We start from the raw sequence: 18552 nt of genomic DNA, 5'->3' as shown, positions 1-18552 counted from the left end.
ATGAGCACGAACGAGCGCGACTGGTTCTCGCCCAGGAACGATCCGCGGCGCGAGGAGGAACCGCCCCCGCCCCCGCCCAGCCAGGAGCCGCCCCCCGGCCTCGGCTCCCACTCCGGCCGCGGCGCCCCACCGTCCGGCCGTGGGCGGCACTCCGGTCACGCCCTGCCTCCTGAGCACGGCACAGGATCCGGCCAAGGGCCGTATTCCGGGCCGGGCATGGAGTCCGGGGACGAGGTGCCGCCCGGCGCCGAGACGGCGCCGGTCCCTCGGGTGCCGTCAGGGGGCGAGCTGCCCGGCCGCGGAATGCCGCAGCGCCACGGCGGGCGTCGTGGCCGCGGAACGCCGCCTCCCGGCTATGACGCGCTGGAGGGGCAGCCGAGCGGGCCGCAGGACGCGCTGGGGTGGCCGAGTGCGCCACAGGACACGCCGCAGCGGCCCAGCGCGCCACAGGACGCGCTGGAATGGCCCAGCGCCTCACAGGAGGCGCCGGAATGGCCCAGCGCCCCGCAGGAGGCGCCGGGGCCGCCCAGCGCGCCGCGGCGCCCGATGCACGCACAAGGACAGGGCCAAGGGGTGGCTCCGCGCCATGGCGCGCCGCAGAGCCGGGCTCGACACGCCCAGTCCGACCAGCAGGTGTGGCCTCCGGCCCCCCGTGAACCCGTCGGCGGCGTCACCCAGCCACTACCGGCGGTCCAGGGCCCCCTGCCCTTCGAGCCGCAGCAGAGCGCACCACCGTCGGGGCCGCCCACGCAGGCCGCCGCCGCGGTGGCCGGGATGCCGCACCAACCTCCGGACGATGCCTCGCCCGACGCGCCGCAGGCCACAGAGCGGGGGTCGCGGCGGGCCGCCGCACCCGGGGCGCGGCGTAAGCGCATGTTGCTGATCGCCGCCGGCGCCGTGATCGTCTCGCTCCTCACCACGGCCGCCCACTCGTACGACGGCTACCTCTTCTACGAGAAGGTCTCCACGAAAGAGACCAAGGTGACCATCGTCCCCGCCGGCCAGGCGGCCAAGCTGAACAACATCGAGTACCGGGCCACGATCGCGCCCACCAAGGCCCCCGAGGGCAGCACGACCGGTCCCGAGGTGGCCTGGCTGAAGGTCGACATCACGAAGAAGGCCCTCGACGAGGGCAGCGCCACCAAGACCGCCAAACCCGACGACGTCAAGCTGGAGGACGGCACCGGCCGTAGCTGGGTCGTGGAGAACGATTGGGTGGGAGATCCGCCGATCGACCGGATGGTGGTGGGCAAGGAGTACAAGATCCTGGGGGTGGCCAAGGTGCCGGCCTCGGTGGCGAACGCGGTCGAGCTCTCCTTCAGGCCGAGCAACTACCGCTCGGACACCCCCACGGAGGACCTCTTCAAAAAGGAGACCGTGGCGAAGCTGGAGAAGGACATCGACGTCCTCCGGTTCAGGCGCCGCTGAGGGCGCTCAGACGTCGTTGAGGGACTCGCCGTTGAGGCGGGCCCTCGTGGCCGCGATGTCGTACGTCGCCGCCAGCAGCGCCATGGTCAGCACGGTCACGATCATCTCGTGCACGAACCCCAGCGGCGGCCCCTGGAAGTACCACACCCACTCTTCCCGCGTGCCGACGAGCGTCCGCAGCCCCCGCTCGGCGTACTGACCGGCCACGTCGAGGGCCACGTAGCACAGGCACATCATGCCGAACAGCGGCAGGCCGCTCTTGAAGATCATCCGCAGCGAGTTGGCCAGCGGCAGCCAGCGGTCCCTGAACCCGCCGGTGAGCTGGTCGAACGACTTCTGCGTGAGGTCGTGGCTGCCTTCCAGCCGGTCCACGCCCTTCTCCAGGCGGGTGCCCTTGACCAGGGCGCGGGTCTCGTCGGAGTAGGAGCCGAAGACCAGCATCGCCACGGTGAGCCAGGCCAGCGGGACGGCGACGCCGTCGAGGACGAACGGCCAGACATCGCCGAAGAAGCCGGTGACGGTCTCCCACAGCGGCACGCTCTTCTGCGCCTCGGCCCAGACCTCCTCCGTGCCGGCGACCACGTTGCGGTGCTGCAGCCAGTCGGAGCGGGCCTTGGCGATGAAGAAGGTGGCGTTCAGGCCGTAGAAGACGAAGGCGAACTCGGAGAAGGCGGCGAGGAAGCCGTAGAACCTGCCCTTGCCCTGCTCGACGAGCTTCGCGAAGAGCCACTTCAGCCCGAACATGACGACCATCGCCCCCAGCGACACCCGCCAGTCGAGATCGATGAGCCCCCGGCCGACGGTGGAGTCCTCGCCGAAGAAGGACTGATCCATCATCTTGTCGAAGTGGTGGAACAGGTCCATCTGGTAGACGTCCCTGGCGTCCTCCGTCTGGAATCCCCACGACAGGTAGAGCACCGCGAAAGCCGGGGCCACCCGGTCGAGCACCCGGAAGAAGCGCTCCTGCTGCACGCCCTCATCGACCCTCGCGCGCAGCTCCCACAGGGCGCCGCGCAGGGAGTACAGCATGCCGGTGGTGACCGTCATCGCCGTGAGGATGATGAACGTGAGCAGCGTCATCACGACGACGAGGCGGACCTGCCTGAAGTCGCCGTACGCGACCTCGGTGGCGCCGTACAGCAGGGCGAAACGCGCGAGCTGGCCGGCGGCGAACCAGAAGATCAGCGGCAGGGCACACTTGCCCGCCAGTCGTAGGGTGTGCAGGGGCAGCGAGTACGGCGACGGCACCCTCTGAGCCGGCACAGGCCCAGGTCGGGGAGGCGCCATCACACCTGTCGATCCGGACATCTGCAGAATCGTATCGGTCTGTCCCTTCTGCCGCAGCCGCAACTCCCGAAAGCGCTACGGCCTGCGGACCGGACACGGGTGGGTGACGTGCCTGTTCGGGCAGCAAATGAGGCTCACCGTGGCGAACCTGCCGCCGGTCAGCCACTCACCCCATTGCACGTCCACGCCGCGCGGCAGGGCGTCTCTGGCGGACGCGAGCCGCTCGTCCAGGCCGACCCTGTCAGGATGCGTGAACGCGCCTTCGAGCCGGCGGTAACGGGAGCTCAGCCAGTCGAGCGCCGCGTCGAGGTCGTCGAACGTGGCCGCGATGCGCGAGCGCGGCTTGGCCAGCCAGTCGCCGGTCCGCATGGGCGGCACGGCGGAGCTGGAGAAGTCGGGCGAGCCTGGACGACGCTCCGCTTCCCTGTCACGCTCTTCCGCGCTGCCGGTCCAGGTGTACGCGTGCCAGTGCATGTGCCATCCACGATTACGCGTGCCGGTGCGGGTGTCATCGCTGGGCGGTGACAAAAGAATTATCAGCGGGGAAATGGCGGCCACGAAGTGTGACGCGTGCACCATGACTGTATGGAGCCGCAGCCCGCAATCGACGCCGACCCTCGGGTGGTGGGAGATCGCCTGCGGCGGCTGCGTCAGGAGCGCGGCGTGTCGCTGTCGGAGCTCGCCAAACGCTCGGGCGTCGACACGGCCACCCTGGCCGGCGCCGAGACAGGCACGCACAACCCGACGCTGGAGACGCTCTGGGCGATCACCGCGCAGCTCGGCGTGCCGATCGGGGCGCTGCTCGCCGAGCCGCCCGAGCCGCAGATCATGCGGGGCACGGCGATGGAGGCGGAGCTGCTCGAGGTGTTCGAGGACGACCGCGTCACGTACGAGCTCTACAGGGTGACCGTCCCGCCCGGCCTCACGCAGACCTCGCCCGCGCATCACGAGGGCGTGAGCGAGCACGTCACCGTCTTCGCCGGCACGCTCAGCGCGGGGCCCATCCACGAGCCGCTCACGGCCGGACCGGGCGACCACATCTCGTGGCTCTCGGACGTGCCGCACGGCTACCGGGCGCGCGGCCCCGACGTCGTACGCGCCACGCTCCTCATGCGTTACCCGGCCAAACCCTGAGCGGCCTACGAGGCGGGCCTGCAGGTGCGGCACGGGCGGTAACCGGCCGCCCTGGCCTGGGCGACGCTGCGGAAGCCGTGCCGGTGCCGGGGGGTGATGCGCCTGGCGTTGTGGCACGTCGGGAAGCACACGACACCCGTGGTGTCGCTGGCCAGGTAGAACACTCTCTCCTCGGCCAGCTCCCGCAACCGTGCCAGATCGGTCCCCTCGGCCAGCAGCAGCCGTTCCTTGGCCGCCGAGCCGAACACGTAATCGCCCACGGCACCGTCCGACCTGGTCACGCGGTGGCACGGGATCAGCAGCGGCACGGGGTTGCGGCCGAGCGCCGTGCCCACCGCGCGCACGGCCCCTGGCCGGCCGATCCGCTCCGCGATCCACGAGTACGGCCTGACCTCGCCGCGCGGGATCGTACGGGCCGCCTCCAGCACGTCACGCTGGAAGTCGCTCAGCCCGCGCAGGTCCAGCCGGACCTTGGAGGGTCTGCCGGTGCGCAGCGCGGGCACCAGTCCGGCGGGCGGGCGTTCGGCGGGCAGCAGCGGCCGGGCGAACCGCTTCCTGAACGCCTCGGCGAACCCCTCGCCCGTGTGCACGTAGGCCACGCCCTGGTCGGTGAACGCGACCCGGAGCTCCCCGATCGGGCTCGGCACGCCTACCCAGCGGGCCGCGATCCGGTCGAGCAGCCCCTGGGGCGGGTCGGCGGACAGCGCCGCGAGCGCGGTAAGCAGCCCGTCCGGCGCGTCGGAGCCTGGCGTCTCCGGTGCGCCGGGCAGTGGGTCGTGGGTCATCGGGCACCTCCCAGTGCGCGTAGCCGCCGCAGCCCGCGTGACACGTGCGACTTGACCGTGCCCTGCGGGATCCTGAGCACGGTGGCGATCTCGCTGACCGGCAGGTCGACGACGTGCCTGAGCACCACCGCGACCCGCTGCTCCTCGGGCAGCAGGCCGAGCAGCTCGGCCAGCTCGTCGCCGGTCTCGCGACGCACCGCGGCCTCCTCGACGTCCTGGCCGGGATCGGGTTCCTCGACCGGCTGGTCCTGCAACTCCGGTGGCGGCTTGCGGGACTTGGCCCTGGCGCAGTTGCGCCAGATGTTCATCAGGATCGTCATCAGCCAGGCGCGCGGCTGGAGCGCGGCGATGCGGTCACGCTCGTAGCCGGCCAGCGCCCGGTACGCCCGCAGGAACGCCTCCGCGGTGAGATCCTCGGCATCGGCCCAGCGCCCGCTCAGCCGCAGCGCGGTCGAGAAGACCAAGCCGCGGTAGGCGCCGTACAGCTCGGCGAACCCCTGGTCGAGGTCGTCGAGCAGCGCCTTGCGCACCGGATCGAGGCAGTCGGATTCACTCACACCTGCTACAACACCGCCGTGCCCGGATCGGTTGCAACGAAAGAGCCCGCGTCCTCGAAAGGACGCGGGCCCCCTAGGCTGGACGGCTCAGACGGCGACCGCGAGCGAGGAGACCTCGCCCAGCTTGGCCTCCACCTTGATGTCCCTGGTGACGCCGCCGCCCGCGATGATGCGGACGGTCCAGTCGCCGGGAGCGGCGAAGAAGCGGAAGATGCCCTCGTCGGACACGACGACCTCGCCGGTGAACTCGCCGGAGTGGTCGAGCAGACGCGCGTACGCCGTGCCGGCGCCCGTCACGACGCCCTGGATCACGGCCTGGGTGGCCAGGTCGATCCCGGCGGGCAGCGTGATGGTCTGCTCCGGCGCTCCGCAACCCTGTGCAGTGGTCATCAGCGGGCCTCCCCCAGCTCGATCGGCACGCCCACGAGCGAGCCGTACTCGGTCCACGAACCGTCGTAGTTCTTCACGTTGTCCTGCTCGAGCAGCTCGTGCAGCACGAACCAGGTGTGCGCCGAGCGCTCACCGATGCGGCAGTAGGCGATGGTGTCCTTGCCGAAGTCGACCCCGGCCTCGCCGTAGAGCGCGCGCAGGTCGTCGTCGGCCTTGAACGTGCCGTCGTCGTTGGCGGCCTTGGACCACGGGATGTTACGGGCGGTGGGCACGTGGCCGGCGCGCTGCGCCTGCTCCTGCGGGAGGTGCGCGGGAGCGAGCAGCTTGCCGGTGAACTCGTCGGGCGAGCGCACGTCGACCAGGTTGAGCTTGCCGATCGCGCCGACCACGTCGTCGCGGAAGGCGCGGATCTTGGTGTCCTGCTCCTGGGCCGCGTACTGCGTCTTGGCCCGCTCGGGCACGTCACGCACCAGCTCGCGGGAGTCGAGCTCCCACTTCTTGCGCCCGCCGTCGAGCAGCTTGACGTTTTCGTGGCCGTAGAGCTTGAAGTACCAGTACGCGTAAGCCGCGAACCAGTTGTTGTTGCCGCCGTAGAGCACGACGGTGTCATCGTTGGAGATGCCGCGGTCGGACAGCAGGGCCTCGAAACCGGTCTTGTCCACGAAGTCGCGGCGCACCGGATCCTGCAGGTCCTGCCGCCAGTCGACCTTCACGGCGCCACGGATGTGGCCTTTGTCGTAGGCACTGACGTCTTCGTCGACTTCGACGAGGACGACTCCAGGGGTGTCGAGGTTGGCCTCGACCCAGTCGGCGTCCACCAGGGCGGCGGAGCGGCTCATTTGGGAACCTCCATGTTGGCGGCGGGCAGTAGACGGCGAATGAGCAGGTACATCTCGCAGCCAAGGCAGAATCCGAAGGCTGCGTTGAGGAAGGCGGCGAGGAGAGCCCCGGCCGTGGCCACGAGGGCCAGCGGCACGATCCCGGCGAGGTATCCGGCCAGGCCCACGACCGCGAAGACGAGCCCCACCCCCTGCGCGAAGCGCGGCGGACGGGCGTCCTCGGTATCCTTCGGTGCGCTCTTGACGAACGTCTTGAAGAGCATCGTGTACGGCGAGCGCCACACGACTCCGAGCGCGAAGACCACCACCTGGGCGGCCAGCAGCCAGGCACTCTCCGTCACCAGAACGAGGGCGAGTACCAGAGTGGTGATGGCCGCGCCGAAACGCAGCGCTCTAGGGTCGGCACGCATCGAAGGATGCTCCTGAAGGGTCGACGGGGCGGACCTGATGTCCGCGGGATCGTCCTCAGGCAGCGCGACAGAGCGCGGTGGTCACGCGGCAGAAATCCACCGCGCGCCGCTTCGTCAGCAGCTCTGTCGTTGGGTTCATGCCGACGACACTACTCGGCGTCTCGTCATCTGTCACATCTCGTCCGGTTGGTGAGACAACTCTTGAGACGGCGGCGGTGTCACGGCCGCGGCGAGAGCCGCCAGGACGTCGGCCTTCCTGGGCTGGCCCGCGGCCTTCTTCACGATCTTTCCGCGCGTGTCGAGCACGAGGACCGTCGGCGTGCGCATGATGTCCAGCCGCCGCACGAGGTCCAGCCGGGACTCGGCGTCGATCTCGACGTGGGTCACCCCCGGCACGAGCTCGCTCACCTCGGCGAGGATCCGCCTGGTAGCCCGGCACGGCTGGCAGAACGCCGTGGAGAACTGCACGAGCGTCGCCCGCTCCCCCAGCCCGGCGCCGAGATCGGCCTCGGACAGCCGGTCTCCAGCCGTGTCACGCACACGTCCGTCGCGGCGCAGGCGAACCACCCCGATCACAGTGCCGAGCGCCAGGGTCGCCAGCGCCACCCACAATCCAGTCATCGCCTGGTGCAACCACGCAGGCACGCGATTACTTCCGCACCGGGACCCTGACGAGAACCTTCCCCGCCTGATCGACGACGTCGAACCTGGTGATGTCGCTCATGGGCAGCGACGTCGTGCGCTTGAACACGGTGCTCTCCCGGTATGCCGCCTGGCTGACCATCCAGCTCTCCGTGAAGTCGCGCCGCCCGTCTCCGGCGACGACGAGCAGGCGGCAGGTCGTGCCCAAGGGCACGCCGCCGACCTGCACGCCCAGGTCCGTGCCGCCGTGCTCATCGGGCCAGGCCGACACGGTGGCGTTGTAGCCGCTCGCGGCGTTCCTGCCGGTGAACTCGCGGCCGTCCACCGCCTCTCGCGGCGCCCTGCTCGGCAGCATGCTCGGCTTCCGGCTCGCGGACGGCTCAGCATCACTGGCCAGTGCCTTCGCCCGGCTGTCCTCGGGCGCGTCGAGCACGCTCGCCTGCGGCTGGGTGGCCATGGGGGCCGCCGCGGTCGTCGGCTGCCCTCCGCTGTCGTTCGCGACCGTCCAGACCGTGCCACCGAGCGCCAGCACCGCGACAGAGGCGGCCGCCACCAGCAGCAGCCGGCCGCGCCTGGTCCGCTTGGCGCGGTCGTTCAGCAGCCGGTCGAGCACCTGCCGCGGGGGGCTGGCCACCAGTTCGACATCGCGCTCCGACACCTTGCCAAGAAAGGAGGCCACGCTTTCGAGGTCGAGCAGTTCGGCTCCGCACTCCTCGCAGGTCGCCAGGTGCTGGTCGATCTCCAGCGCCTCCTCAGGGTCCAGCGCGCCCAGGGCGTGAGCGCCCAGGGCCAGCCGTACCTCCTCGCATGTCATCATGGCGCCAACCCCCGCTCCTCGAGGGCGAGCTTGAGCGCCCGCAACGCGTAGTAGGTACGCGACTTGACGGTGCCCGGCGGAATGCCCAGCGTCGCCGACGCCTCCTTCACCGATCGCCCCCGGTAGTAGACCTCCAGGAGCACCTCACGGTGCTCCTGCCTGAGCGCGGCCAGCGCCTCGGCCACCGCCCACGACTCGACCGCGCGCTCCAGATGGTCGTCGGCCGGCATGACCGCCAGCGCCTCGTCGCCGGTCTCCTGCGGTCTGGCCTTCTTCGCTCGATGCTGGTCCACGACGAGGTTACGGGCCACCGTGAACAGCCACGCGCGGATCGGCTTGCCGGACAGAGCCTCGGGATGTCGCCAGGCCCGCAACAGGGTCTCCTGCACGACGTCCTCGGCCCGGCCGGAGTCACCGGTCAGTCGCAGAACGTAGCCGTAGAGCGGCCCGGCGTGCTCGTCGAAGAGGGTCCTCACGAGTTCCTCGTCGGCGGTACCGGCTGCTGCACTCACGCCCTCTTCACGTACGCCGGGCCGGGCCGGTTCAATGTCATCCACGGATCGGCACGTCAGAAGCTTCGGCCGAGAACTCCAACCCTTCGGCCACGCTCTTGACCCCGGTCACCTTCACGTCGAAGGGCAGCTTGCCCTTGAACTTGATGGTGTAGGAAACGAACTGCGCGAGCTGGTCGGGCACGCCCTCGATCTTCTCCGCCTGGAGCTTGATGCCCCCGTCGGCCACTTCGACGCGCATCTCGGCGTTGAACTTCACCTTGTTCACCCCCACCGTCACCTCGCCCGACGCCGTGAGCCGCTCGCCGTTGCCGCCGATCTTGACGCCGCTGGGGGCGTACTTGTCGATCGTCGCCCTGGTCAGAACGCCACTGACGGCCACGCGCCGGGCCTGGATGTTGGCTCGGTTCTGGAGGACGTCCGCCAGGGGTGCCGTCACGTCGTAGGCGGCGCCCCGCAGGTTCTTGACCGGCACGCCGCCGTAGGTCAACGTGCCGAGATCGAACCGTACCTCGGGGTAGTGCCCGGAGATGGCCTGCGTGAGAAATGGGATGCCCTCAATTGTCACGGTCGGCGTGCCGGAGAGGTCGGACGCGGCCGCGATCCTGTTCGCGAGATCTCGCTCCACCCCGGCCACGGCGACCCTGTCGAGGGCGACAAGGAGGATGACCAGCACGATCAGGGCGACGATCAGCTTGCGCATGGGGCTACCTGTCTATGGCGGGGGTCAAGAGCCTATCGACTGGCATCACTCATTCCCCCGCGAAGCGACCCATCACCCCCCGGCGAACGGCGGCAGCACCTCCACCGTCACCCCGTCAGCCAGAACGACCTCGTCATGGGGCCGCTTGCCGACCGGGTGACCGTCCACGAGGAACGAGCAGCGCCTCACCACCCGAGCCAGATCGGCACGATTTTGTGTGATTTTCGTCATGAGTTCACCAAGAGTGACCGCCTCGAACGGCTCCTCCGCCACACCGGCCGCATCCTTGGCCGCAGCCCAATAACGTACTTTTCCCGTGGCCATGGGTACCTCACAATCGGTTTGTGGTCTATTGTGCGTCGCCGTTAACGAGCTTGTTTCAGGAGACGCGCTGTTCACCTGCCGGACGCGTAATGGACGCGACTTACTCGTGGGATATCCTCACCTACAGGACCTGGGCGACGTAGCCCCCGGGTCCTTGCGTGTTTGAGGAGGCCGTAATGAGCAACCTGCTCCTGCTGACCAACGCCCTCGAGCCGTCCGCCGAGGTGCTTCCGGCGCTGGGCTTGCTGCTCCACTCGGTCCGGGTCTCGCCGGCGGAGGCGTCCGCACTGATCGACACGCCTCCCGCCGACGCGGTTCTCGTAGACGCGCGCAAGGAGCTCGTGCAGGCCAAGAGCCTGTGCCGGTTGATCCGCACGACCGGCATCGACTGCCCGCTCCTCGTGATCGTGACCGAGGGCGGGCTGGCGGCGATGACCGCCGAGTGGGGCGTCGACGACGTGCTGCTCGACAGCGCGGGGCCGGCCGAGGTGGAGGCGCGCCTGCGCATGGCCACGGGCCGCATCTCGCAGGCAGCCGCGGAGGACGTGCCCGACGAGATCCGCAGCGGAGACCTGTCGATCGACGAGGCCACCTACACCGCGCGGCTGCGCGGCCGGGTGCTCGACCTCACGTTCAAGGAGTTCGAGCTGCTGAAATACCTCGCCCAGCACCCCGGCAGGGTCTTCACCCGGGCCCAGCTGCTGCAGGAGGTCTGGGGTTACGACTACTTCGGCGGCACCAGGACGGTCGACGTCCACGTGCGGCGTCTGCGCGCCAAGCTCGGCACCGAGTACGAGTCCCTCATCGGGACCGTCCGCAACGTCGGCTACCGTTTCGTCCCCGACCGCCAGGACACCGCCGCCGTCTGAGCCGATTGACAGCGGAGCCCGCTGATGTGACAAATTGTCGTTGAGGCTGTTTCGCGTCTGTCATAAGAGGACACCGCCGTCCCCAGATTGGTGGTGTCGGGGTGGGTCTGTTCCGGTCATTGGCCGACGAGGGCGCGAGACCTCGCGTCTTCCGGCGTAACGAGACCATTTGCTCGCCGTTGCGGCCCGCCAACCGGGTTTATGTGATCGACTACGGCTACGCCCGCGAGTACACCCCCGTCGGCGAGCGCGAGGCCATTCACGACCTCCGCGGCGACGGCGACCTCATCGGCGAACTGGCCTTCTGGAGCCCGGCCGAGCGTGCCAAGATCGACGCGCTGACCGAGCTGCGCGCCTGGCCCATCGACCTGCGCCGGTTACGCGAGCACGCCGCCGCCAGCCCGGCCGTGGCCACCGCGCTGGTGCAGGAGCTGTTCGCCAGGAACGTGGCGGCCCGCAGGCACGAGGCGCTCGCCCGCGCCCCCGTCGCCGCCCGCCTGGCCGTATGGCTGCTGCACCTCGACGAGCGTTACGTGCTGGCCTCGGAGTCGGCGCCGCCGCTGTCGATGGAGACGCTGGCCGACCTCGTGGGCAGCTCTCCTGACGTGGTGCAGCGGCAGCTCACGCAGTGGGTCCGGCGAGGCTGGCTGGTACGGCCCGGCTACCGGCGCCTGCGGATCGCCGACCCGTCCGCGCTGCGTGACGCGGCGGGCGCCTGGGAACATCTGTCGGCGCCGTGGCAGGGGAACGTGACGCCGTTCCTGACCCGACCGGGCACGATGGAGCCGCTGCCGGTCGGCGGGGTGCCGAAGCCGCGCCAGCTCCCCGCGGACGTGCCCGACTTCACCGGGCGCCAGCAGAGCCTCGACCTGCTCACCGACTGGCTGGAGCGGCCCAGGCGGACGAACACCATGGTCGTGCAGGGCCTGCCGGGCGTGGGCAAGACCGCGCTGGTGACGCACTGGGGGCACCTGCACGCCGACCGGTTCCCCGACGGGCAGATCGTGATCGACCTGCGGGGACAGTCACCGAGCCAGCCGCCGATGACGCCGGCCGAGGCGCTGGGGCAGATCCTGCGTTCGCTCGGGGTGGGCGAGCACATGCCCGCCGACGACGGTGCCGAGCTGATGCTGCTCTACCGCAGCAGGATCGCCGGGCGCCGGCTGCTGCTCATCCTCGACAACGCCGCCGACCCCGCGCAGGTGCGGGCGCTGCTTCCGGGCGGCAAGGACTGCGTGGTGCTGGTGACCAGCCGCACGCGGATGGCGCCGCTGCGGGCCACCGGGCACGCCGACCTCATGGACCTGCCGGTGCTCGACCCGGGCAACGCGGTGGCGCTGCTGGTGGCGGTGCTCGGCGGGAACTCGCCGCGGGCCGCCGACAGGGACACGCTGGCCGAGCTGGCCGGGGTGTGCTCGTACCATCCGTTCGCGCTGCGGATCTCGGCGGCCAAGCTGGCCGAGAACCCCGGGCTGAGCGTGCGGGAGCGGGTCCAGGAGCTGCGCAGGCCGGGGCGGCTGCTGGTGGGCGACCCGGAGGAGGCGTTCAGGTCGGCGCTGGACCTGGCGTACGAGTCGCTGAGCCCGGGGCAGCGGCGGGCGTTCCGGCACGTGGGGCTGCTGCCCGGGCGGGACTTCACGCCCGAGGTGCTGGCCGCGGCGCTCGGCGTGCCGGTGAGCGAGGCCGTGGTGGCGGTGGAGGGGCTGCACCGGGCGTACCTGGTCGAGCCGCTGGCCGGGCCGCGCTACCGGGTGCATGACCTGGTCAAGCGGCTGGCCAGGGAACTGGGCAGGCACGCGGAGGCCGGCGTGCGGGAGGCCAGGGTGCGGCTGCTCGACCACTACCTGGCGAAGGCGACGGACCCCGCGACGCCGCCCGAGTGGTTCGAGGCGGAGCGGCGCTCGCTGGTGTCGGCCGTGCGGATGGCCGAGGAGAGCGGCGCGCAGGGGATGGCGTGGCGGCTGGCCGAGGCCGTGTTCGAGCCGTTCAGGGAGCTGCGTTACTACGAGATCAACCTGGAGGTCCAGCAGGCCGGGCTGACCTCGGCGATGCAGGTCAGCAACCGGCGGGCGATCGCGCTCATGCGCAGCAACCTCGGCTCGATCCACCGGGACATCGGTCCCTCGACGCTGGCTGCCAGGTTCATCGGGGAGGCACTGGACGACTTCGCCTCGCTCGGCGACGGCGAGGGACGGGCCCGCGCGCTCAACGACCTGGCGGAGGTGCACGGCATCGCGGGCAACAACGAGGAGGCGCTGAAGTGCGCCGGCGAGGCGCTCGACCTCTACCGGGAGATCGGCGACCTGGCCGGGGTGGCGAACTGTCTGCACACGCTCTCGCGGCTGCACCTGTCCCAGGAGCGGTACGAGCCGGCGCTGCAGCACGCCGGCCAGGCGCTGGAGGTGCGCGAGGAGCTCGGCGACCGGAGGGGCACGGCGCAGAGCCTGATCATCCTGGCCACGGTGCGGCGGGATCTGGGCGAGCCCAACGCGGCGCTGTCGGAGGGCCTGGAGGCGCTGTCGATCTGCCACCAACTGGGCGACGAGCACGCCGAGGCCGAGACGCTGCTCTGCCTGGCCGAGATCTACGACCTGCTGCGGCTGCCGCACGACGCCCGGCGGGACGCCGAACGGGCGCTGGCCGGGTACACGGCGACGGGCGACCAGCACGGCTGCGGGCGTGCCCTGTGCGCGCTCGGGCGGATCGCGCGCAACGGCTCACGGTACGACGAGGCGCTGGCGTACTACGAGCAGGCGCTGGCCGTCCAGGTCGAGCTCCACCACGAGCAGGGCAAGGCGGAGACGCTCGGGGACATCGGGCTGGTGCACTGGCGGCTGGCGGACTACCTCCGGGCCGACGACTACCTCAACCAGGCGCTCGCGATCAGCCGCGTGATCCGCGACGAGCCGGTGGAGGCCCGCATGCTCAACCGGCTCGCCAGGGTGCGACGGCGGCAGGGGCTGCCGCACGTGGCGTTCGTGTACGCCCTCGAGGCCCTGGACATCGTGCAGGGCCTGGGGAACCGGCGGGCGGAGGCGGACGTCCAGGAGACGCTGGCGAACACGTACCTGTCGCTGGGGCAGCACCAGCCTGCCCTGGCGGCGGCCAAGGCGTCGCTGGCGATCAGGGAGGAGCTGCGGGACAACCGGGCCAGCGCGCTGCTGTCGATGGCGCAGGCGCTGCACACGGCGGGCAAGCCGCAGGCGGCGCTGAAGCTCGCGTGGGAGACGGTCGAGCTGCAGAACGAGACCGGCACCAAGGACCGGTGGGCGGCGGCGCTCACGACACTGGCCATGGTGCTGCTGGACCTGGATCTGGCCGAGGAGGCGCTGGTCCACGCGGGCCAGGCCAGGGACGTCCACCTGGAGTGCGGGACCAGGCGGGACCTCGGGTGCGCCCTGCGGGCGCTCGGCCTGATCTCGGCCAGGCTGGGGAACCGGGGTACGGCGGCCGGGCATCTCCGGGAGGCTCTGCGGCTGCTCGAAGAGGTGGGGGACGTCTTGGAGGCTCGGCGGGTGTCGGTGGAGCTGCGCGAGCTCGGGGCGGTGCATGGGTCGCCCTGAAATATCGCTAAAAGTCGTGAAATCTCGGATGTGAGGTCGGAGATCTTATCCGGAAATTTCCGTTAGCTGGTGCCACCAGCTGCTCCAAACGGAGGTGATCCGGATGCTCAAGAACCATCTGCGTCGAGACCTTCAGTGGCTGAAGCGCCAGGCGCGTAAGGACAGGCGGATCACCACCGCCGTACTCGCCGGGGTGCTGGCCGCCTGGGTCCGTCAGCTGCCGCCGCCGGATCTCCTGAGCGGGTCCCCGGTCCTGCTGGCGCTGTCGCTGGGGCTGGTCGGGGGCTCGGGTGCGGCCTGGATGATGTCGGCGTACTTCGTCACCAGGTCCGTCAAGGCGCGGAAGGAGCCGGCGGAGCAGCTCCGGTGGATCTCCAGGATCAGCCGGGGGAAGGAGTGGGCGTTCTGCTCGCTCAGCGCCTATGTGGCCTGGCACCTGCTGCAGTTCGTCACCGCGCTGGTGCTGGGCTGACCCGGGACGGCGGCGGGGTGCCACCTTGGACTGGGGCCGGGTGGCACCCCGCCGTCTCAGGCCAGCCGGGCCTTTTCGAGTGCCTTGATCCGGATGCCCGTGGCCGTGAGGACGAACTGGACGATCTCCGCCGCGTCCAGCTCGGCCGTGCCCAGGTCGACGTCGGCGTGGGCGTCGCACCACTCGACGATCCGGAGGGGGTCGGCGAGCGGGGCGGCGAAGTGGACGAGGCTGACGTACCAGCGGTCGCGTACCCTGCCGTGCTCCAGGTCGCGTACGCCGCGGGACTCCATCGCGTGCGCGAAGCGCTTCCACAGCGTGGCCAGCGTGTCGTCCTCCGGGTGGCCGCAGACCAGGACACCGCCCGCATGGGGACTCACGCCGGCCAGGCGCACCCTCGCGGGCGCGAGCCCGGCTGCCGCCTCGGCCAGCGCGTCTCCGTAGACCCTGCGCAGGGAGTCGCCGGCGGGGATCCGGTCGCGATACGGCTCCAGGGACCTCAGCGTGACGTGCAAGGCCCGCCGGCCGTGCACCCAGTGCCCAGGCGCCTCTATGGTCCCGGCCAGCTCGGCCAGCCGGTCAAGCACCTCGCCCGAGGGGCGCAGCACGGCCGCCGCTCCCCACCGCCGCGCGCCCTCCACCATGGGAGAGTCGTGGGTCGCCTGGTCCGCCAGCAGGGCCGCCCGTCCTCTGGCCCGAAAGTCGGCGAAGTCGGACATCTCGGCAGTATATGGATCACGCCATGCGGTCGCAGTGGAAACGTGGCGCGAGAGGTGGCTGGGCGCGGGGTCAGGCGCGCAGGCCCAGGCGGACGATGGCCAGCATGCGGGCCCTGGCGACCGGGTCCGCGGCTCCCCGCTCCCGGTCTATGCAGCCCGTGAGCAACGCCTTCACGTCGGCCATGTCGGCGTCCGCGCGCACCGCGCCGGCGCCTTGCGCCCGCTCCAGCAGCCCGCGCCAGGCCCCCATCACGTCGTACTTGCCGTCCGCCGCCACGGCCTCGAAGTCGAACCCGGCGCCCGCGAGCGCGTCCACCAGACCGCGGTTGGCGGCTCCCTCCTCGACCATGGTGGCGAAGAACGCGAAGAACGCCTCCTCCTCCCCCTCATGCTCCGACAGCTCCGCCGCCTGCCGTACGAGCTGCTCCATCCGGTCGAGCAGGATCGCCTGGAACAGCGACTCCTTGGTCGGGAAGTGGCGGCTGACGGTCCCCGTGCCCACGCCCGCGCGGCGGGCGATCTCGTGAACGGGCACCGACAACCCCTCCGCAGCGAACGTCTCTGCCGCCACCTCCAGGACGCGTGCCCTGTTGCGCTGGGCGTCGGCACGCAATGGCCTGCTCATGCGGAAGACTCCTGGCTCGATAGACAACCGGGACGGCCGTCCCGTATATTTCCGAATAACCGGGACGTCCATCCCGATTCTATTCCCCTACAGGAGACACATCATGCGCATGGTCAAACTCGGCGGCGGCCTGGAGGTCTCCGCCCTCGGCCTCGGATGCATGGGGCTGAGCGAGTTCCTCGGCCCGACGGACAGGGACGAGTCGCTCGGCACGCTCAGGAAGGCCGCCGAGCTCGGCGTCACCTTCCTCGACACCTCCGACTACTACGGCGTCGACTTCGCCAATGAGCACCTGATCGGCGACTTCCTGGCCGAGCGGAAGCGGGAGGAGATCACGGTCGCCACGAAGTTCGCGGCCATCCGGGCTCCCGGGACCGGCGAGCTCATCGGGGTCCGCAGCGACCCCGAGTACGTGCGCAGTGCGTGCGACGCGAGCCTGCGCCGCCTGGGCACCGACCACATCGACCTCTACTACCTGCATCACCCCGACTACACCACGCCCATCGAGGAAACGGTGGGCGCCATGGCCGAACTGGTCGCCGCCGGCAAGGTTCGCCACCTCGGCCTGTCCAACGTGTCGGCGGAGCAGCTCCGCGCCGGGCACCAGGTGCATCCGATCACGGCGGTGCAGAACGAGTGGTCGCTGTTCACCCGCGAGTACGAGGACACGGTCGTGCCTGTCTGCGCCGAACTCGGCATCGCGTTCGTCGCTTACTCTCCCTTCAGCCGTGGCTTCCTGACCGGCCGCCACACGTCCACCGAAGGGCTGGCGGAGGACGACATGCGGCACGGCCTGCCCCGGTTCGACGCCTCGAACGCCGGGCACAACGCCGCCCTGCTCGCCCCCGTCCGGCGTGTCGCGGAGGCGCGCGGGGCGACGATGGCCCAGATCGCCCTCGCCTGGCTGCTGCAGCGGGAGGAGGTGCACGGCATCCCGGTCGTGCCCATCCCCGGCACCAAGAGCCCGGGGCGGCTCGTCGAGAACGCCGGCGCGGTCGGCATCGAGCTGACCGCCGAGGAGCTGGCCGCGCTCGACCCCATCGCCGCGCAGGTCGCCGGCGATCGTATGCCGCCGCCCGCCGAGCTCGAGTGAGCGGGCGATCGTGTGCCGCCGCCTGAACTCGGCTGAACCGGCGTCAGCCGGACGGGCGACGGGCCGAGCGGTCTCCGTTGATGAGGTCGAGCAGCGCCGGGACCCAGTGGTCGCCGTAACGTTCCCGAAGCTCCGGACGCCTCCAGTCCGCGCCGCTCACCCGGCCCCGGCAGAGCGCCGTGCCACACCGGCACTCCATGCTGAAGCCGGGTGCGGCGGTGCTGGTGGCGTAGTCGTTGGTGACCTCCTCACCGGCGCGGAGGTCGCGGCGGGCGGCCAGCGTGTACGGGCCTGCCCACCACAGGTTCGGGTCGCAACTGTGGTTGCTCTTGCCGATCGGCCGCCCTGGGGGCAGGACCAGGTGGAGGTTCCCGTAGGCGGCGATGGCGTCGACGTAAGGGACGGCGGGGTCGTCGAACAGCTCCTGGAGCCGCTCCCACGTCACCAGTCTTCCGCCCAGGTGGGCGACGACGGCGCCGGCGGGGATGGCGGCCGTGGCGAACAGCCCGTCGCCGGAGATGGGCGAGGGCCTCACCTCCAGGTGCGGGTGCAGCCGGCAGTCGGGCTCCGGATCTTCGAGCACACGCCCAGGATGGTGCAAGACGGAGCTTGCGGGGAAGTCGAAGGAAGAGGTTGAAAGGGAGGTGTGGCAGGTGGAGGGCGATCTGGTCATTCCTGACGCCGCTCAGGGAGTGGTGATATTCGCGCACGGCAGCGGCAGCAGCCGGCACAGCCCACGCAACCGTTACGTGGCCGAGGTGCTCAACAAGGCAGGGCTGGGCACGCTGCTGTTCGACCTGCTCACGCCCGGCGAGGAGGCCGACAGGGCGAACGTCTTCGACATCGGGCTCCTGGCCGAGCGGCTGCTGCAGAGCACCGCATGGGTACGCGAGCAGGACACGGCGGCGGGGCTGCCCATCGGATACTTCGGCGCCAGCACCGGCGCGGCGGCGGCGCTGTGGGCGGCGGCCGAGCCGGGCAACGACATCTCCGCGGTCGTCTCACGCGGCGGGCGGCCCGACCTGGCGGGGCCTCGGCTCGCGGCGGTACGCGCCCCTGCCCTGCTCATCGTGGGCGGCAGGGATCCGATCGTGGTGAAGCTGAACGAAGAGGCCCAGCGGCACCTGCGTGCCGAGAGCCGGATCACCATCGTTCCCGGGGCCACCCACCTGTTCGAGGAGCCCGGCGCCCTGGAGGCCGTGGCCGAGCACGCCAAAGACTGGTTCTCGACCCACTTCACCGGTCCCCGATGAGGCGCTCGACGTCCCGCCCTGCGGGACGGGGTCGTTGCCTGTCTCTGTGTGAGCACATAGCGAAATCACTTAATTACATTGCTGTGATCCACTGTTTGTGAAAACGTCGAGTGCGGAGGACATCCGACTC

The 18552-nt window shown here is 70.6% G+C and carries 22 protein-coding genes; 7 read left to right on the top strand and 15 right to left on the bottom strand.

The genetic code is table 11. The features are described from left to right. Nucleotides 1–1428 carry a hypothetical protein gene (locus ACQPWU_RS04470; RefSeq protein WP_433437076.1) on the top strand — a complete coding sequence of 476 codons (1428 nt, stop codon included), beginning with the start codon at nt 1–3 and terminating at the stop codon, nt 1426–1428. A 6-nt stretch (nt 1429–1434) separates the two neighbouring features. Here the strand turns inward: ACQPWU_RS04470 and ACQPWU_RS04465 are convergent, their stop codons facing one another. Beyond that, complete coding sequence (locus tag ACQPWU_RS04465) at nt 1435–2691, bottom strand: hypothetical protein (protein WP_433437074.1); 1257 nt, start codon at nt 2689–2691, stop codon at nt 1435–1437. 99 nt (nt 2692–2790) lie between these two features. After that, nucleotides 2791–3189: a hypothetical protein gene (locus tag ACQPWU_RS04460; protein WP_433437073.1), complete on the bottom strand. Its 399-nt coding sequence runs from the start codon at nt 3187–3189 to the stop codon at nt 2791–2793. Nucleotides 3190–3300: 111 nt separating this feature from the next. Between ACQPWU_RS04460 and ACQPWU_RS04455 the strand changes: the two genes are divergently transcribed. Then, nucleotides 3301–3849: a helix-turn-helix domain-containing protein gene (locus tag ACQPWU_RS04455; protein WP_433437072.1), complete on the top strand. Its 549-nt coding sequence runs from the start codon at nt 3301–3303 to the stop codon at nt 3847–3849. 5 nt (nt 3850–3854) lie between these two features. Here ACQPWU_RS04455 and ACQPWU_RS04450 read toward each other — a convergent pair whose 3' ends face one another. The 10 genes from ACQPWU_RS04450 to ACQPWU_RS04405 form a co-directional block, all read right to left on the bottom strand. Then, on the bottom strand, nt 3855–4634 hold the full coding sequence (locus ACQPWU_RS04450) for a methylated-DNA--[protein]-cysteine S-methyltransferase (protein ID WP_433437071.1): 780 nt from the start codon (nt 4632–4634) through the stop codon (nt 3855–3857). Further along, the gene (locus ACQPWU_RS04445) at nt 4631–5191 is read right to left on the bottom strand and encodes an RNA polymerase sigma factor (protein ID WP_433437070.1); all 561 of its coding nucleotides are present in this window, start codon (nt 5189–5191) and stop codon (nt 4631–4633) included. The genes ACQPWU_RS04450 and ACQPWU_RS04445 overlap by 4 nt, the downstream gene beginning before the upstream one ends. Nucleotides 5192–5278: 87 nt before the next feature. Next, nucleotides 5279–5581 carry a DUF1416 domain-containing protein gene (locus ACQPWU_RS04440; RefSeq protein WP_349446544.1) on the bottom strand — a complete coding sequence of 101 codons (303 nt, stop codon included), beginning with the start codon at nt 5579–5581 and terminating at the stop codon, nt 5279–5281. Beyond that, the gene (locus ACQPWU_RS04435) at nt 5581–6420 is read right to left on the bottom strand and encodes a sulfurtransferase (protein ID WP_360685773.1); all 840 of its coding nucleotides are present in this window, start codon (nt 6418–6420) and stop codon (nt 5581–5583) included. The genes ACQPWU_RS04440 and ACQPWU_RS04435 overlap by 1 nt, the downstream gene beginning before the upstream one ends. Beyond that, entirely contained in the window at nt 6417–6830 is a 414-nt protein-coding gene (locus ACQPWU_RS04430) for a DUF4395 domain-containing protein (RefSeq protein ID WP_433437069.1), read from the bottom strand. The genes ACQPWU_RS04435 and ACQPWU_RS04430 overlap by 4 nt, the downstream gene beginning before the upstream one ends. Nucleotides 6831–7001: 171 nt before the next feature. Further along, nucleotides 7002–7451 carry a thioredoxin family protein gene (locus ACQPWU_RS04425; protein ID WP_433437067.1) on the bottom strand — a complete coding sequence of 150 codons (450 nt, stop codon included), beginning with the start codon at nt 7449–7451 and terminating at the stop codon, nt 7002–7004. A 28-nt stretch (nt 7452–7479) separates the two neighbouring features. Continuing rightward, the gene (locus ACQPWU_RS04420) at nt 7480–8289 is read right to left on the bottom strand and encodes an anti-sigma factor family protein (RefSeq protein WP_433437066.1); all 810 of its coding nucleotides are present in this window, start codon (nt 8287–8289) and stop codon (nt 7480–7482) included. Continuing rightward, nucleotides 8286–8801: a sigma-70 family RNA polymerase sigma factor gene (locus ACQPWU_RS04415; protein ID WP_360685785.1), complete on the bottom strand. Its 516-nt coding sequence runs from the start codon at nt 8799–8801 to the stop codon at nt 8286–8288. Before ACQPWU_RS04415 ends, ACQPWU_RS04420 begins: the two co-directional genes overlap by 4 nt. A 37-nt stretch (nt 8802–8838) precedes the next feature. Next, nucleotides 8839–9504 carry an LmeA family phospholipid-binding protein gene (locus tag ACQPWU_RS04410; protein WP_433437064.1) on the bottom strand — a complete coding sequence of 222 codons (666 nt, stop codon included), beginning with the start codon at nt 9502–9504 and terminating at the stop codon, nt 8839–8841. A 72-nt stretch (nt 9505–9576) separates the two neighbouring features. Continuing rightward, on the bottom strand, nt 9577–9828 hold the full coding sequence (locus ACQPWU_RS04405; RefSeq protein WP_433437062.1) for a MoaD/ThiS family protein: 252 nt from the start codon (nt 9826–9828) through the stop codon (nt 9577–9579). A gap of 176 nt (nt 9829–10004) precedes the next feature. Here ACQPWU_RS04405 and ACQPWU_RS04400 point away from each other — a divergent pair, with 176 nt between their 5' ends. From ACQPWU_RS04400 to ACQPWU_RS04390, 3 genes are all read left to right on the top strand, one after another. Next, nucleotides 10005–10697 carry a response regulator transcription factor gene (locus ACQPWU_RS04400; RefSeq protein WP_433437061.1) on the top strand — a complete coding sequence of 231 codons (693 nt, stop codon included), beginning with the start codon at nt 10005–10007 and terminating at the stop codon, nt 10695–10697. A gap of 179 nt (nt 10698–10876) precedes the next feature. Beyond that, complete coding sequence (locus tag ACQPWU_RS04395; protein WP_433437060.1) at nt 10877–14260, top strand: tetratricopeptide repeat protein; 3384 nt, start codon at nt 10877–10879, stop codon at nt 14258–14260. 103 nt (nt 14261–14363) lie between these two features. After that, nucleotides 14364–14732, top strand: a complete 369-nt coding sequence (locus ACQPWU_RS04390; RefSeq protein ID WP_433437058.1) for a hypothetical protein — start codon at nt 14364–14366, stop codon at nt 14730–14732. A gap of 56 nt (nt 14733–14788) precedes the next feature. Here ACQPWU_RS04390 and ACQPWU_RS04385 read toward each other — a convergent pair whose 3' ends face one another. After that, nucleotides 14789–15451, bottom strand: a complete 663-nt coding sequence (locus ACQPWU_RS04385) for a hypothetical protein (RefSeq protein ID WP_433437056.1) — start codon at nt 15449–15451, stop codon at nt 14789–14791. Between the two features lie 70 nt (nt 15452–15521). Continuing rightward, on the bottom strand, nt 15522–16076 hold the full coding sequence (locus ACQPWU_RS04380) for a TetR/AcrR family transcriptional regulator (RefSeq protein ID WP_433437055.1): 555 nt from the start codon (nt 16074–16076) through the stop codon (nt 15522–15524). A gap of 103 nt (nt 16077–16179) precedes the next feature. Here ACQPWU_RS04380 and ACQPWU_RS04375 point away from each other — a divergent pair, with 103 nt between their 5' ends. Beyond that, a complete protein-coding gene (locus ACQPWU_RS04375) occupies nt 16180–17169 on the top strand; it encodes an aldo/keto reductase (protein WP_433437053.1) in 990 nt (329 codons plus the stop codon). Between the two features lie 43 nt (nt 17170–17212). Here the strand turns inward: ACQPWU_RS04375 and ACQPWU_RS04370 are convergent, their stop codons facing one another. Next, on the bottom strand, nt 17213–17752 hold the full coding sequence (locus tag ACQPWU_RS04370) for an SET domain-containing protein (protein ID WP_433437051.1): 540 nt from the start codon (nt 17750–17752) through the stop codon (nt 17213–17215). A gap of 70 nt (nt 17753–17822) precedes the next feature. Between ACQPWU_RS04370 and ACQPWU_RS04365 the strand changes: the two genes are divergently transcribed. Further along, nucleotides 17823–18422 carry a dienelactone hydrolase family protein gene (locus ACQPWU_RS04365; RefSeq protein WP_360685816.1) on the top strand — a complete coding sequence of 200 codons (600 nt, stop codon included), beginning with the start codon at nt 17823–17825 and terminating at the stop codon, nt 18420–18422. The last annotated feature ends 130 nt before the right edge of the window (nt 18423–18552 follow it).

The sequence above is a fragment of the Nonomuraea sp. CA-141351 genome, assembly GCF_050944675.1.
GTDB lineage: Bacteria > Actinomycetota > Actinomycetes > Streptosporangiales > Streptosporangiaceae > Nonomuraea.
Note: the sequence above shows the minus strand (reverse complement) of the source record. Positions and strands in the feature narration are given on the sequence as shown.

Bases quoted from the DNA above. Each gene is read 5' to 3' on its own strand.
- ACQPWU_RS04470 (WP_433437076.1), top strand. From the start codon at position 1: ATGAGCACGAACGAGCGCGACTGGTTCTCGCCCAGGAACGATCCGCGG.
- ACQPWU_RS04460 (WP_433437073.1), bottom strand. From the start codon at position 3,189: ATGCACTGGCACGCGTACACCTGGACCGGCAGCGCGGAAGAGCGTGAC.
- ACQPWU_RS04455 (WP_433437072.1), top strand. From the start codon at position 3,301: ATGGAGCCGCAGCCCGCAATCGACGCCGACCCTCGGGTGGTGGGAGAT.
- ACQPWU_RS04450 (WP_433437071.1), bottom strand. From the start codon at position 4,634: ATGACCCACGACCCACTGCCCGGCGCACCGGAGACGCCAGGCTCCGAC.
- ACQPWU_RS04440 (WP_349446544.1), bottom strand. From the start codon at position 5,581: ATGACCACTGCACAGGGTTGCGGAGCGCCGGAGCAGACCATCACGCTG.
- ACQPWU_RS04435 (WP_360685773.1), bottom strand. From the start codon at position 6,420: ATGAGCCGCTCCGCCGCCCTGGTGGACGCCGACTGGGTCGAGGCCAAC.
- ACQPWU_RS04430 (WP_433437069.1), bottom strand. From the start codon at position 6,830: ATGCGTGCCGACCCTAGAGCGCTGCGTTTCGGCGCGGCCATCACCACT.
- ACQPWU_RS04425 (WP_433437067.1), bottom strand. From the start codon at position 7,451: ATGACTGGATTGTGGGTGGCGCTGGCGACCCTGGCGCTCGGCACTGTG.
- ACQPWU_RS04420 (WP_433437066.1), bottom strand. From the start codon at position 8,289: ATGATGACATGCGAGGAGGTACGGCTGGCCCTGGGCGCTCACGCCCTG.
- ACQPWU_RS04410 (WP_433437064.1), bottom strand. From the start codon at position 9,504: ATGCGCAAGCTGATCGTCGCCCTGATCGTGCTGGTCATCCTCCTTGTC.
- ACQPWU_RS04405 (WP_433437062.1), bottom strand. From the start codon at position 9,828: ATGGCCACGGGAAAAGTACGTTATTGGGCTGCGGCCAAGGATGCGGCC.
- ACQPWU_RS04400 (WP_433437061.1), top strand. From the start codon at position 10,005: ATGAGCAACCTGCTCCTGCTGACCAACGCCCTCGAGCCGTCCGCCGAG.
- ACQPWU_RS04390 (WP_433437058.1), top strand. From the start codon at position 14,364: ATGCTCAAGAACCATCTGCGTCGAGACCTTCAGTGGCTGAAGCGCCAG.
- ACQPWU_RS04385 (WP_433437056.1), bottom strand. From the start codon at position 15,451: ATGTCCGACTTCGCCGACTTTCGGGCCAGAGGACGGGCGGCCCTGCTG.
- ACQPWU_RS04380 (WP_433437055.1), bottom strand. From the start codon at position 16,076: ATGAGCAGGCCATTGCGTGCCGACGCCCAGCGCAACAGGGCACGCGTC.
- ACQPWU_RS04375 (WP_433437053.1), top strand. From the start codon at position 16,180: ATGCGCATGGTCAAACTCGGCGGCGGCCTGGAGGTCTCCGCCCTCGGC.